The following is a 14,488-nucleotide window of genomic DNA, read 5'->3' as shown; positions in this document are numbered from 1 at the left end:
GGCGGATCCTGCTCTACCCGCCCATATTGAAGTTCATTATAATTAAAACACCCTTTTTTTTATTTAATACAATAAAACGAGTAGTTTATTAACCCTCCCAAAGATCCGATTGCTCAAAAGGACTACCGGGAACCTCTGTGAAGAACGTGCCATCAATGTATCTATGGTGCCCTTCAATTGAATCGATCTTCTTTAAGTCATCTGCCGAAAGCTCAATGTCCTTAGATTTAAGGTTTGCGGCAATTCTTTCTTTATTTGCTGACTTTGGAATAACTGCGATGTCTCTATGCAATGACCAAGCGATAAGAATTTGTGCGACTGAACAAGCATGCTTTTCAGCCAAGTCTTTGAAAACTTTATGCTCCATTAAAATAGGGTCGCTATCTTTTTGTCTGGCTTTTGGTCTGTCAGCCGAGCCTAAAGGAGAATAGGCCGTAACATTTATCCCATTTTGCTTGCAATAATCCACCAGTCCATTTTGGGGTAAATACGGATGCAGCTCTATCTGATTCATTTCAGGTGCAATACTGCAATTGAGTTGAACTTCTTTTAGCTTTGCAATATTAAAATTGGACACCCCTATATGCTTTGTCAAGCCTTTTTCTTTTAGTGCCTCCATTCCTTTCCAAGTTTCTGAAAGGGGAACGGTTTTGTAATCAAGAAAATCTTCTCCAGTACCCGGAAAGGTTACCCCATCCTTTAAAGAAATCGGCCAATGGATTAGGTAAAGGTCCAAATAATCCAACTGCAAGTCTGCCAAAGTCTGCTGAATACCTCCTTCAACTTTATCCAACTCATGGGCATTGTTCCAAAGCTTAGAAGTAATCCAAAGCTCTTCTCTTTTGACAATTCCCTCTTCAAAGGCTTTTTGTAAAGCATCTCCCACCTCTTTTTCATTTTGATAGATGGCTGCACAATCAATATGCCTGTAACCAGCTTCAATTGCCCAGAGCACAGCCTGATAGACTTCACCTGGTCCGGATTTCCAAGTTCCCAAGCCCAGCATAGGCATTTTATCTTGGTTTTTAAATGTGATGTATTTCATGCTTAATTTCTTTATTAAAATTTATGTTTGAATTATAGACATTCTTCCCAAATGTCAGAAAAATCATAAGGACTGATTTCACCTACCCAAGCACTGCCATGCGTATAACGATAGGGACCGCCAAGGTTACTTATTATTTTCATATCTTCTTCGTCTAGGGATAAATTGCCTGCAGCAAAATTCTCTTCTATTCGATTAAAATTAACAGATTTGGGCACTACCGATACCCCTTTCTCAATGGCCCAAGCAAGAACTACTTGTGCCACTGTCGCTGAATGTTTCGCAGCAATCTCTTTCAATGCTTTGTTCTCTAGTAAAATGGGATGATCCACCTCATTATCAGCAACCCTATAGGCAGCACCAAGAGGCCCATAGCCGGTAATGTGGATGCCATTTTGGTCACAATATTCTTTTAACTTCTCTTGTGGCAGGTAAGGATGAAACTCTATTTGGTTCACCGTTGGCATTATGGAAGCATTTTCCTTCAGGGTTTCAATTTTTGCAGAATTGAAGTTGGAAACACCAATTTGACGCGTCAAGCCTTCTCTATGTAGTTTTTCCATTTCAGCCCAAGTATCCGCTAAAGGGGCTTGTTCTTTGGTTAAAAATTCGCTAGGGTCTGAGGGTAAGCCTACGCCTTTTTTTAAAGCTACAGGCCAATGAACCAAATACAAATCAAGATAATCCAATTGTAAATCCTTTAGACTATTTTGGATGGCAGGCAGCACATCTTGTGGCAGGTGAGCATCATTCCATAACTTGGAGGTGATCCACAGATCCTCTCTTTTAACCAATCCTTTAGCAATGGCCTCACTAATAGCCTGCCCAATCTCACTTTCATTTTTATATACATAAGCACAATCGATGTGCCGATACCCTACCTCTATGGCGTGAAGCACTGCTTCATAGACTTCATTTGGTTTAGATTTCCATGTTCCTAGCCCTAGGGATGGCATTTTGTCCCCGTTTTCAAATAATAAGTTTTTCATTCTAATAAATTATATGGATAGATGAAGCAGATGAATCACTTCTTGATCAAATCTAATTAAACTGATTTTATTTAGCAAAGTTAAAAAACCCGCTTGTTTTTCACAGGAATTGCAGGGCATTCGATCAAACCAACAATTCTTTAATCACTTGTCCAGAGACATCAGTAAGTCGGAATTTACGCCCCAGATGCCTATATGTCAACCGTTCATGGTCTAATCCAAGCTGATGCAATACAGTAGCTTGAAAATCATGAACGTGCACCGGGTTTTCTGTGATATTATAGCCCAAGTCATCAGTCGCCCCATAAACTATACCAGGTTTTATCCCTCCACCGGCCATCCAAATACTAAAACACCTGGGATGGTGGTCTCTACCATAATTGTCTTGGGTTAATCGACCCTGTGAATAATTGGTCCGACCAAATTCTCCTCCCCAAATCACCAAGGTTTCGTCAAGCAATCCACGCTGTTTTAAGTCTTTTACCAAAGCAGCAGAAGCTTGGTCCACATCCTTAGCCTGTACGGTCATTTCATTAGGAAGGTTTCCATGCTGATCCCAACCTTGATGATAAAGTTGAACAAATCGCACACCGGACTCAGAAAGCTTACGTGCCAACAAACAGTTTGCTGCAAAAGTCCCCGGTTTACGGCTATCCTCCCCATACATTTCAAAAACACTATCCGGTTCCTTAGACAAGTCTGTGGCTTCAGGAACAGCCGTCTGCATTCTATAGGCCAACTCATATTGGGCTACTTTGGCCTGAATCTCCGGGTCTCCGATTTTTTCATAGGCATGGTGATTTAAGGCTGCTAAGTTGTCGAGCATTTTCCTCCTATCGGCCTTGGTCATTCCTTGCTGATCATTGAGATAAAGTACCGGATCCTCCCCATTGCTAAACTGCACACCCTGATGTGCCGATGGCAAAAAACCGTTGCTCCATAGCTTCGCGTAGACACCCTGTCCATTGCCATTACCTTTAGATAGCAATACTGTAAAAGCAGGTAGATTATTATTCTCACTACCAAGCCCATAACTCAGCCAAGAGCCCATACTAGGTCGGTTTCCTTGTTGGGCTCCGGTTTGGAAAAAAGTTAGCGCAGGATCATGATTGATGGCTTCGGTATGCATGGATTTTATGATGCAAATGTCATCGACAATCTTTGCAGTATGCGGAAACAGGGAACTCACCCAAGCCCTGGCTTGTCCATATTGCTGAAAATCACAAAAAGACCCTACCATTGGAAAACTGCTTTGACTGGCAGTCATTCCTGTAAGCCTTTGTCCTTGTCGAATAGAATCCGGTAACTCCTGCCCCCACAAATCCCGAAGCTTAGGTTTGAAGTCAAAAGATTCCAGCTGAGATGGGGCGCCATTTTGAAACAGATAGATCACCCTTTTGGCTTTAGGGGCAAAATGGGGCAAACTTTTCCCCAATTCACCATTACCTCCAAAATTATTACCTCTAAATAAATCGGGGATTAAAAGAGAGCCTAAAGCTGCACTTCCCAAACCCAAGCTCAGCTTGGAAAGAAAATGCCTCCTATTTAGATTCAACCCATGATCCAATATTTCTTTTTCCATAATTTAAGCTTTCGTAATGCTGGCTTCCAAATTATAAATAAGCGTGATTACCTGTGCCAAAGCTGCATGTTTTTCGACCGGTATATCATCCATTAAAGGATACCTTCCTACATCAACTATCTTTTTAGCTTTTTTATTATCACTACTATATTCTTCCAAAAAGCTTGTCAAATGTTTGCTCAATATTTTCCGTTCTGTTTCATCAGGTTTTCTGCCAATAATACTGTAGAAAGCATAAGCTATTCCTTTTTCAGGTTTTGGATCCTTTTTTAATAATCTGGCAGCAAATACCCTGGAAGCCTCCAATACCACAGGATCATTCATCATCACCAAAGCCTGTAATGGGGTACTGGTTTTCAACCTTTCCACCTCGCAGGCATCCCTGTTACTTGCATCAAATAACATCATATTGGGCGGAGGAACGGTCCTCTTGATAAAAGTATACAAACCCCTTCTATAAAGGTATTTCCCGGTATCCAATTGAAATTTGGAAAGATTACCTCTACCTGAGGTGGCTGCCTCCCATAAGCCTTCGGGCTGATAGGTCTTTACAGACGGCCCTCCTATTTCTTTATTTAGCAACCCACTACTTGCCAATATTAAATCCCTTATTTCTTCTGCTTTTAACCTGAGCCTAGGGAATCTGGCCAAATACTTGTTTTCCGGATCAAGCGTTAAATGCTCCTTTTTGACAATTGAAGATTGTTGGTAAGTAGAGGAAAGCATGATCTTCTTTAATAAGTATTGTATATCCCAGCCATGCGCAATAAAGTCCACAGCCAACCAATCTAGTAATTCCTGATTGATGGGTAAATTACCTTGCAATCCAAAATCTCCGGGAGTATTTACTATTCCTACACCGAAAAGTTCTTGCCAGATTCTGTTTACAAAAACCCTTGCAGTCAATGGGTTATTCTTATCAAACAACCATTTTGATAACCCTAACCTATTTTTAGAAAGACTGTCAGGAAAAGGTAGTATGGAAGCGGGAACCCCCGGTTCTACTTTTTCGCCGTGTGCATCATAGGCTCCCCTCTCCAATATATAGGTATTTCGAGTGCTATCCAACTCCCCCATAACTGCAACCTTAAGCACCTTGGCTTCATCAAGTAAAGAATTGTAATTGGTTCCTTTGGTCATTCCTGCCATCAACCTATTTACTCTAGCAACACTATCAGGCATATTAATGAATTGAAGCAGTTCTTTGACATCTTTATCGCTAATTTCCATCAAGGGATATTTCGCCGGACTTTTCTTAGAGAAACCCGGCGTTTTTTCTTCTATGCCCCATTCAGCAACAGTATTAAAAAAGGCATAGGTCTGAAAATATTCTTTTTGGGAAATTGGATCGTATTTATGATCATGACATTGGGCACATTCCAAGGTAACTCCAAGCATGGCCTTACCCAAGGTATTGGTTCGGTCAATCGCATACATAACACGGTACTCTTCATCAATGGCTCCGGACTCTTCTGTAATTTTATGGTTCCGGTTAAAACCTGTGGCCAACAATTGTTCTTTACTTGCATTGGGAAGCAAGTCCCCTGCCAGTTGCCAGGTAATAAATTGGTCATAGGGCATGTTTTTGTTAAATGCATGAATGACCCAATCCCGCCAAGGCCATTGCGTCCGGTAATAATCATCTTGGTAACCATGGCTATCGGCATATCGAGACACATCCATCCAGGAAACTGCCATTTTCTCTCCATAAGCAGCTGACTTAAACAATCGGTCTATTACTGCTTCCGGATCCATGCCATTTTCTTCCAAATTATCCAAAACTTCCGAACTTGGTGGCAAGCCAATTAAATCAAAATATAGCCTTCTCATAAGGGTCAGGCCATCCGACATTGCTGAAGGATCCAAACCTTTCTCCTCCATCTTACTTAATATAAAGTAATCTATTTCATTCTGTGCCCAATCCTCATTTTTCACTTTCGGAAGAGGCGTCTTTGTGGGAGGAACAAAGGCCCAATGAGGCTCATACACAGCTCCCGCATCTATCCATTTTTTAATTAACTCGATCTGATGATCACTTAGTTTCAAATTGGATGCCGGAGGTGGCATTTTCTCTTTCGGGTCTGATGAAATCATTCTACTAAATGCCAACGATTCTATAGAAGAACCGGGAATAATGGCATGTTTGCCGGGACTTTCCTTTAAGGCTGCATAAGCTTCCGAAGCGATATCTAATCGGAGACCCGCTTCTCGTTTATTGGCATCCGGACCATGACAGGTGAAACAATTTTCAGATAAGATCGGTCTTACATGAAGGTTATAACTGATTTGGTCAGGAAATTCAAAAACATCATGACTTCGGTTTTCTTTGCAAGCTATGGATACAGCCACTAAAATTAACCATCCTAAAAAAGGTGTTACCCAAAATATTTTACTCCCCTTTATCAAAATCATTTCGTTAAAATAGTTATTTACCCTTTAAAAGCAAAACCATTATTTTTTAACCTTCCTCCATATCCAATACCTTAAATTATCGCCTGCCATGGCGATATTTTCACCTATTAAATTGGCAAATAATTCTAACCCAATCAAAGAAACCATAGCCCTCTAGAAAGGATTAAAAAATACTTTTCTCTTTCTCCTTGAATTTAATTTTTTGGCATAGTTTTTAATGTGGCATTGATATCTAAGGATAAATAAAAGAAAAACAAAAAAAATGAAAACAAGCATCGTTGTAATGATGATCGTCGTAGCTAGCCAACTGGCCTCCTGCGGCAAAAAACCAGTAGATTCACAAATCGAAAATTCTGTTGAAGAATTCGAAAATGAGTCACTACCTTTGGATTCTGAAGATTCCATTGAGTTGGAAGAAATAGAAATTACAGAGCAATAATATGCACCTTAGCTGCCACAAATTAGTGGCAGCTTTTTTTTCAAACTTTTTTGATTTTTTAACTTAACATTTTATACCCATTTCTGTAGAAAATAGGAAATTTGCTAAGCTTTCAATGGAGAGTTTCATCTTCACAGAAAGCTTAATTTTTATAGGATCATAGGTAAATTGCCTCAATGCTTTGAAGGACCATTTCTATCGTTTATAAGTACCTAATACTAAAACAAATAAGTAATTGGTTTCAAATGGATATTACCTCTAAAATCTGCTTAAAAGGCATGGATTTCAAAAGCAAACCACCTCCAAACATTCTATTTAAAAATTATTTCCCAATTATATATTTTTTTAAAAGTCCATTAACAATAAAAATCAGTAAATTTGGTGTACGAATGAAAACAACAAAAGCAATAAAAATACATTTGACCTTATTCCTATCTGCAGCGATATTGGTATGGTCATTTTTATTGCCCTTTACTCCGGTCAAAGTAACTGACGGTAACCATCAAAATAAGGCCTATGTAAACCAACTTGGTTTCGTGGATTTTTTCGGGCTTCCTACGATTTATGAAGAAGGGGATACCTTCAAGAATATTTTAAATGACGGTTTATTTGCAGGAACAAAGAACCAAGAGTTTACTTGGACCATTGGTCCTTTATTGAGCAAAAAAAGCTTGAGTCCCTATACCTGGGTCTCTTATCATTATTTTAAACAGATACTTTTTCCTTTCCATTCTTTTTGGTAATCAAGCCGGAACTTATTGCCATGCATTTAAACCCGGTTTTTAACCTTTTGGTAAAAATAGGATTTACTGTAAGTCTAATTTCATTAAGCAATATAGGTGAAGGTTGACTTGCCATTACTTTTCCTTGGACTTGTTCCAGAGAATAACTGTAAGCCACCTCTGCATCCTTGGAAATTAAGACAAATTATTCCTTAAACAATAGCTGGTTTTATTCTTAATAGAAGGTTTTGTATTCAGGATCTTCTCACTTCGGTTTGCCTACAAAAGTAGGCATTGATAAACCAAGGGGACCCTTTTATCAACATTTCTTTCCCCTATAGCTATTGTTCTTTTTAACTTATTAAATAATTAAAAAAATGATCATTGACATAGAACCAATCAGCTTAGGAATTTCCTTAGCGGCTATCGTAGCATTTATTGCTCCAATATATATCAGTAAGAAAAAGCAGTCCAATATTAATAAATCCAAGCAACAACAGTTTATGGATGAAGCCAATAAGCAAGGTTTGGTATTGGACAATTTTGATTTTTGGAGAGGAACATATGCCATCGGTCTTGACACTGGAAAGCACAAGTTGCTCTACATGGATTTGGAAGCTGATATAAAATTCAAATTGATTGCAACTGACAATATTTCACATATTGACCTTCAAAAACAAAATCATCATGTAGGAAAAGGTTCAAATAAAGTGGAAGTAATTGATAGTTTAGCATTAATTGTCCATCAAAAGGGGACAGCCGTAGAAAAGTCCCATTTGTGTTTCTTTGATGGTGAAAAAAATTCTGATTTATCCGGAGAATGGCCTTTGATTCAAAAATGGAACACCCTATTAATAAAGGAAATGGCTAAAACCAAATAGTTTCACCTAACCAAAATTATCTATATTACACCTCATGTTTATTAAACCCGGATCATGCAATAGGATTCGTAAAATGGAATGCAATCGCAAGAAATTCAGGCTGTTTAGAGATTTTAGCATAGCAATGCAATGTTGAACATATCTACCGACCACCGCTGTAGGGGACAGCAACGAAGAGGCTGATTATGATGCGATATCAGCAAGTCACAGTAAATTCATTGCCTATTTCGGGTTTAATAAACGGTGTTTTTCACCCTTTACCCTAACAATAAATTTGAATAAGAACCAACCTCCACCTTTCCTTATACTAACCATAAAAAGGATTCAATATATCTGAATTAGGATTTAAAACATAAACTAAAGTCCTGAGTCAGTTTTGGATAATCCATCACACACAAACTAAAAATCATCTTATAAACCATAAAAATTGAATTTTTTATTCGTATAATTGTAACAAGAAAGATAAATAAGGGAAAAGTTACTACCAACACCTTTAAAAATATCAATTTAAATAACCCTTTTATAATTGATACTCTCAGATGACCAACATAAAAAACTCTTTAGCACTGGCATTTCTACCCGGCTATTTGTATTCCAGCAAATATGAAGAACAGGTGAGAAAGAATGTGGAAGGTCGAAACCCTCCGGTAACTAAAAATCCCAAGGAACAAAGTGATCAGGAGCTAATTAAGAAATACCTTAAAGGGCTTCAATTAGAAAGTTATGATTATATCAAAGAAATCATTCATCCTGATTTCAAATGTGTGAATACCAATACGGATTCCATTCACGACTCTATTGAAGAAATTTCTCATTGGAAATCAAAACATAACCACTTAAACCACCTTTCTTTTAGTGACCCAAAACTCACCAGTGTTCGCGTAAACCGTGGCATATTGAAAGGAGACTGGACGCTAGTTTGGACAACATTCTCTGCCTTGGATAGCAAAACTTTGAAATCCATAGCTTATGAATACCATATGGCCATCAAAACTGAGGAAAACAAAATTCTAGAAATTCAGACTTGGCATGAAGCCGAAGACGCATAATTGCCTAAACCCTAATTATACCCAAAGTCCTCTTTTTTTATATGCTTGGATGGGCCATTTTCAATTTTTTCCGTATATTTTTACATTAAACTCGGAATAGGTTATGGAATTTGTCAAGATTACTTTTTTATGAATTATTATGATAAAAAAGGCAACCGCTCTATTGGTCCTCGAATGTGATATTCAGAAGAATTTCAAGCACCTTTTAACAATTCTATCTTCTATTTCAAGTCATCATTATATTCTCGCTATTTAACAATCCAAAATAATTACTATGGACAATTACGTATTGGGTGTAGACTATGGAACAGATTCTGTCAGGTCCATCTTGGTCAATACCCGTGATGGTGTCACCCTTGCCTCCGAAGTATACAACTATCCACGCTGGAAAGAAGGTAAATATTGCAATCCGGCAAAAAACCAGTTTAGACAACATCCTTTAGATCATTTAGAAGGTCTATTACATACCGTAAAAGCGGTCATGGAAAAGTCCGGTATACCCAAAAACCAGGTCAAAGGAATTTGTGTAGACACCACAGGATCCTCTCCCCTTCCTGTGGACCGTTCCGGTCAGGCCTTGGCACTTTCTGATAATTTTTCTGAAAACCCCAATGCCCAAATGATCCTTTGGAAAGACCACACGGCTATCGCTGAAGCGGATGAAATCAATCATTTGGCGAGGACTTGGGGAGGAGAAGATTTCACCAAATACGAGGGGGGAATTTATTCTTCAGAATGGTTTTGGGCAAAGATTATACATATTATAAGAGAGGATAAAGAAGTAGCCGAAGCTGCCTACTCATGGATGGAGCATTGTGACTACCTAACCTACACCCTAGTTGGCGGTGAAGACCCTGTGAATTTTAAGAGAAGTCGCTGCGCTGCCGGCCACAAAGCTTTGTGGCATGAGAGCTGGGGAGGATTGCCGGAAGAACAGTTTTTAGAAAAACTTGACCCAAGCTTGAAAAAGCTCAAGCGCCAACTTTACAAAGAAACCTATACCTCCGATCAGGTTGCCGGAGGATTGACAAAAGAATGGGCCTCAAAATTAGGTCTGGAAGAAGGTACTCCGGTTGCTGTTGGAACATTCGACGCCCATGCGGGTGCCATTGGAGGAGAAGTAGATGAAGGTACCCTCGTAAAAGTAATGGGCACCTCCACCTGTGACATCATGGTAAGCCCATATGAAGCATTGGAAGACAAATTGGTAAAGGGAATTTGCGGACAGGTAGACGGATCTGTAATCCCGGGGAAAATTGGCTTAGAAGCCGGGCAATCAGCCTTTGGTGATGTCCTTGCATGGTTTGTTCAATTGTTGCTAAAACCTGCCAGCGACACCATAAAAAATGCAACTATGGCAGAGGGCCTTAAGCAGGAAACAATAGACCTCTTGGAAAAGAACTTAATATTAACCCTGTCCAATGAAGCTGAGAAAATAGCTCCTGAAGATACGGATGTGATCGCACTGGACTGGATCAATGGTAGAAGAACACCGGATGCCAATCAGAATTTAAAAGGAGCGATTCAAGGTCTTGACATGGGATCAGGTGCTGCCCATGTGTTTAAGGCATTGGTGGACAGTATTTGCTTTGGATCAAAGAGAATCATCGAAAGATTTCGGCAAGAGGGTGTAAAAATCGAACAAGTAGTTGGATTAGGGGGAGTGGCAAAAAAATCATCTTTGGTCATGCAAACCTTGGCAGACGTATTGAATATGCCGATTAAAGAAGCTAAATCTGAGCAAGCCCCAGCTTTAGGTGCAGCCATATATGCCGCTACTGCAGCCGGCATATATCCAAATGTAACCGAAGCAATAGCAGCTATGGGTAATGGTTTTGATAAAGTTTATTATCCAAATGCGGACAAAGTTCCTATTTATCAATCTAAATATGAAAAGTACTTAACTTTGGGTGATTTTATTGAAATGAACAGCTAATAAGTAAAGACATTTTCAATACCTATATAATAAAAATGGCAAGCCCAAAGGCTTGCCATTTTTTGTTTCTTTCCATTTTTCCGATAAGCGATTGGGCTTGTAACCATTTTTTCCTTGGATTTACCTAGAAAATTGAATTGTATAGATCATTAATATTCAACAAGATAAGTTTGGTCAATAAGAACCAAAAAGCTTGCATTTTATACTGAAATTCATTAACATTAATTCAGTTTTTAGCGATAAAACCCTAAACAAAAAATCAATTCTGAAGTTTATTTTAAAATTACAGTTTTATGTTTTGAAATTTTAAACCCAATTGTTTCACTAAAACGCAAACCTATTGCTTCACCTCTTTTCAAGAAAAATGTATGAAAAACTTCAATTACTTTATCTTCGCCATACTGATTATTAACTCAGCATGCTTGTCACAAAGAGACTTTATTGCCGAATACGATTACAATTACAAGGGAGCCTTTAAAAAGTACAAAACTTTTGGATTTGTGGCTGAAGAAGGGAAAAACGAAAGAGATTTTACGGGAATTATTGAAAAATCCATTTCCTCACGTTTAGGTTCACAAGGGTTTAGGGAAAGGGATAAAAACCCGGATTTATTAATTATCCACAAGCTTTACATGAGTGAAGTGAGGTACAGGGGATACAACCAACCGAACTTTGACTATTGGTTAAAAAAGCAGGGAATAGAGTTGGTGGAGGAATCTGTATTGGACAGTCTCGAAAGGCAAAAGAGGGGTGAAAATTACAATGCCATAAAATATACCCAGAATGACGGTATGCTAGTGGTATTGGTTATTGACCATAAAAAAGGAAACACCATTTGGCAAGGTTATACCTCAGCCTATTTTGATTACAACTCACCAAATATCCATATTGATTTAACCCGTGCCACCTATAAAGTAATGGACCAATTCAAAATCTTAACGAGAAACTAGTACGCCTATTTAAAGTCATTTCATTGACGATTACGAACAACCACATCCCCCACAGCCTTCCAGTAACCACTACTTGGAAGGCTGTCATTTTTTAAATTCTTTGCCCATAAAGCGTCTTTGTATCGTTGCCTATCTGTATCTTTACACCATGGAAACGAATAAGCAAACAAGTAAAGAAACATTTTTAGAAAGGCTTTCATTAAAAAGTTTCAATAAGATGCAACTGGAATTTATGGAGAAGGCTACATCTGAAGCACCTATAATGCTCTTGGCTCCTACCGGCTCCGGAAAAACCCTTGCTTACCTTATTCCCATGATTCAACATTTGGAGGCATCAGGTGCTGAGGATACGGCTCTAATAATTATCCCATCAAGAGAACTTGCTTTACAAATTACGGAGGTCTTCAAATCCTTAAAGACCAACTTTCATGTTTGTGTTTGCTATGGTGGTCACTCCATGCGGACGGAAGAAAACAGGCTAGCGGAAAAACCTAAAGTGGTCATTGGCACCCCCGGAAGATTATCTGAACATACGCAGAAAGGCAACTTAAAGGATTTAAACATAAGTTTGGTCATTTTAGATGAGTTTGACAAATCTTTACAATTTGGTTTTCATGAACAATTGGCCACCATTTTTGAACGGCTTACAGAAGAACAAAAGTACTTTTTAACTTCTGCCACTACACTTGACACCATCCCTGAATTTCTGCCATTTAAGACTTATGAAAAAATAAATTTCTTGAAAGAAGGTGAAGTTTTGACTTTGTTGTTACAGCTAGTAAGGACCCCAAGTGTAGAAAAAATAGACAGCCTAATGCGTCTTGTTTCAGATTTTGGACAGGAAAGTACTTTGGTATTTTGTAACCATAGAGATGCCGTAGATCGAATAAGTCTACTCTTAACTGATTTTGGCTTTGAGCATGTGGTATTGCATGGAGGCATGGAGCAAATTGATCGCGAAAAAAACCTGATTAAATTTAGAAGCGGAACACATACTTTACTGATCGCAACAGACCTTGCTTCAAGAGGTTTAGACATTCCTGAAATCAAACATATTGTTCATTACCAACTGCCTCCAAAAAAAGATGCTTTTGTTCATAGAAATGGCAGAACAGCCAGAATGATGGCTGAAGGTCAAAGTTACCTTGTACTTGCTCATGATGAGTCCTTACCTGATTACGTTGACAATAATCTACCGGAATATGAGCTTCCTGAAGAACTAAAGATCCCCGAACCATCAAACTTGGCTTGTATGTATATCAGTGTAGGAAAGAAAAACAAGATCAGCAAGGGAGATATTGTTGGTTTTTTCACAAAAAAAGGCGGGTTAAAAGGAAATGAAATCGGCATGATAAGTATTCTTGACAACGCAAGCTATGTCGCTATTCCTTCCGAAAAAGTAGAGCAATTGCTTGACAACACCTACAATCAGAAATTAAAAAAACTGAAGGTAAAAATGGAAGTGGCCAACTAACCCCTCCCACTTCAACCTTTTATGACAGGGCTTTATTTATTCCCAGCCGGTATTTTTCAATGCAGGATCATTTTCTTTTTTGAGAAAATCTGCCTGAGATAAAGAATCCGCTTCCCAATTTAATATGGCTTCATCCGGTATAGGATCTAAAGCCTCTGTCCATGCGGTAGAAGTCTCACTATAGGCAATATTAGATTGGGAATTGAAACAGGATATGATTGACCACCTGGGTTTGTCCGAAAGATTGGCCGCAGACCTGTGTATTAAATTGCTATGGAAAAACAGGGCATCTCCGGGATCTATTTCACAATAGACAAGCTCCATGGTTTTTAAAGCATTTTCTACCATTACCATATCCGCCCCGACTTGCTCACCGGCAAATCCATGGTTTACTCTTCCAAGTTTGTGAGAGCCTTTGATTACTTGCAAACAACCGTTCTGCTTATTTGCCTCTGTTAATGCAACCATTACACTCATTAATTGATCAGGAAACATGAATTGGTTTTTATACCAATATCCAAAATCTTGATGCCATTCCCATGCGCCTCCTACTTTGGGTTCTTTTTGCATTAACTTGGAATGAAAATGACAGACTGGGGCATCCCCATCAAGCAATTGTTGGACGGAGTTCACCATCTTCTTGCTTCTGGTCAAATAGCCGAAAACATCATTCCCCGGCTTGAACCACAATGAAAGCCTGGTTTTCTTTCCTGATTGATCATTCAAGTCCATGGCATTTTTACCCATGGCTTCATCCTCTATGGCAACTTTATATAGTTTACTCGTTTCTTCTATGCTACAAAAATTTTTCACAAGTAGGTAGCCATCTTTATGGTATTGGGTTATTTGTTCTTCAGTCAGTTTCATAGCTCAAAACAATGTTATCTGGTTAAAAGAGGTATCATGTAATATATGTAAAATATAGCCCATCTGAGTTGCCAATGATTAATAAGCCAAGTACTTCTGAATCCATTAACCATAGATCACATAAGAAAAATCACTAAACAGC

Annotated in this window: 12 protein-coding genes; 7 read left to right on the top strand and 5 right to left on the bottom strand. The window is 38.7% G+C overall.

Annotation, left to right across the window (positions count from 1 at the left end; genetic code table 11):
* Positions 1–88: 88 nt before the first annotated feature.
* The 4 genes from Q4534_RS08395 to Q4534_RS08380 all read right to left on the bottom strand — a co-directional run bounded on the left by Q4534_RS08395 (position 89) and on the right by Q4534_RS08380 (position 6,028).
* Entirely contained in the window at positions 89–1,045 is a 957-nt protein-coding gene (locus Q4534_RS08395) for an aldo/keto reductase (protein WP_303612719.1), read from the bottom strand.
* A gap of 32 nt (positions 1,046–1,077) precedes the next feature.
* Complete coding sequence (locus tag Q4534_RS08390) at positions 1,078–2,034, bottom strand: aldo/keto reductase (protein ID WP_303612718.1); 957 nt, start codon at positions 2,032–2,034, stop codon at positions 1,078–1,080.
* 124 nt (positions 2,035–2,158) lie between these two features.
* The gene (locus Q4534_RS08385; RefSeq protein WP_303612717.1) at positions 2,159–3,616 is read right to left on the bottom strand and encodes a DUF1501 domain-containing protein; all 1,458 of its coding nucleotides are present in this window, start codon (positions 3,614–3,616) and stop codon (positions 2,159–2,161) included.
* A 3-nt stretch (positions 3,617–3,619) separates the two neighbouring features.
* A complete protein-coding gene (locus Q4534_RS08380) occupies positions 3,620–6,028 on the bottom strand; it encodes a PSD1 and planctomycete cytochrome C domain-containing protein (protein ID WP_303612716.1) in 2,409 nt (802 codons plus the stop codon).
* A gap of 262 nt (positions 6,029–6,290) precedes the next feature.
* Here Q4534_RS08380 and Q4534_RS08375 point away from each other — a divergent pair, with 262 nt between their 5' ends.
* The 7 genes from Q4534_RS08375 (at position 6,291) to Q4534_RS08345 (ending at position 13,479) form a co-directional block, all read left to right on the top strand.
* The gene (locus Q4534_RS08375) at positions 6,291–6,467 is read left to right on the top strand and encodes a hypothetical protein (RefSeq protein ID WP_303612715.1); all 177 of its coding nucleotides are present in this window, start codon (positions 6,291–6,293) and stop codon (positions 6,465–6,467) included.
* A 389-nt stretch (positions 6,468–6,856) separates the two neighbouring features.
* Positions 6,857–7,210 carry a hypothetical protein gene (locus Q4534_RS08370; protein WP_303612714.1) on the top strand — a complete coding sequence of 118 codons (354 nt, stop codon included), beginning with the start codon at positions 6,857–6,859 and terminating at the stop codon, positions 7,208–7,210.
* Between the two features lie 356 nt (positions 7,211–7,566).
* Positions 7,567–8,070 carry a hypothetical protein gene (locus Q4534_RS08365; protein WP_303612713.1) on the top strand — a complete coding sequence of 168 codons (504 nt, stop codon included), beginning with the start codon at positions 7,567–7,569 and terminating at the stop codon, positions 8,068–8,070.
* A 539-nt stretch (positions 8,071–8,609) separates the two neighbouring features.
* Complete coding sequence (locus Q4534_RS08360; protein ID WP_303612712.1) at positions 8,610–9,119, top strand: hypothetical protein; 510 nt, start codon at positions 8,610–8,612, stop codon at positions 9,117–9,119.
* A 274-nt stretch (positions 9,120–9,393) separates the two neighbouring features.
* Positions 9,394–11,055 (top strand): ribulokinase, encoded by a 1,662-nt coding sequence (locus Q4534_RS08355; protein ID WP_303612711.1) that lies wholly within the window; start codon positions 9,394–9,396, stop codon positions 11,053–11,055.
* 368 nt (positions 11,056–11,423) lie between these two features.
* The gene (locus Q4534_RS08350; RefSeq protein WP_303612710.1) at positions 11,424–12,005 is read left to right on the top strand and encodes a DUF4136 domain-containing protein; all 582 of its coding nucleotides are present in this window, start codon (positions 11,424–11,426) and stop codon (positions 12,003–12,005) included.
* 148 nt (positions 12,006–12,153) lie between these two features.
* On the top strand, positions 12,154–13,479 hold the full coding sequence (locus tag Q4534_RS08345; RefSeq protein ID WP_303612709.1) for a DEAD/DEAH box helicase: 1,326 nt from the start codon (positions 12,154–12,156) through the stop codon (positions 13,477–13,479).
* A 36-nt stretch (positions 13,480–13,515) separates the two neighbouring features.
* Here Q4534_RS08345 and Q4534_RS08340 read toward each other — a convergent pair whose 3' ends face one another.
* Entirely contained in the window at positions 13,516–14,346 is an 831-nt protein-coding gene (locus Q4534_RS08340; protein ID WP_303612708.1) for a phytanoyl-CoA dioxygenase family protein, read from the bottom strand.
* Between the last annotated feature and the right edge of the window lie 142 nt (positions 14,347–14,488).

Origin of the sequence: Cyclobacterium sp. 1_MG-2023 (genome assembly GCF_030546805.1) — a bacterium.
Taxonomy (GTDB): domain Bacteria; phylum Bacteroidota; class Bacteroidia; order Cytophagales; family Cyclobacteriaceae; genus Cyclobacterium.
This window is presented reverse-complemented; position numbering and strand designations above follow the sequence as displayed.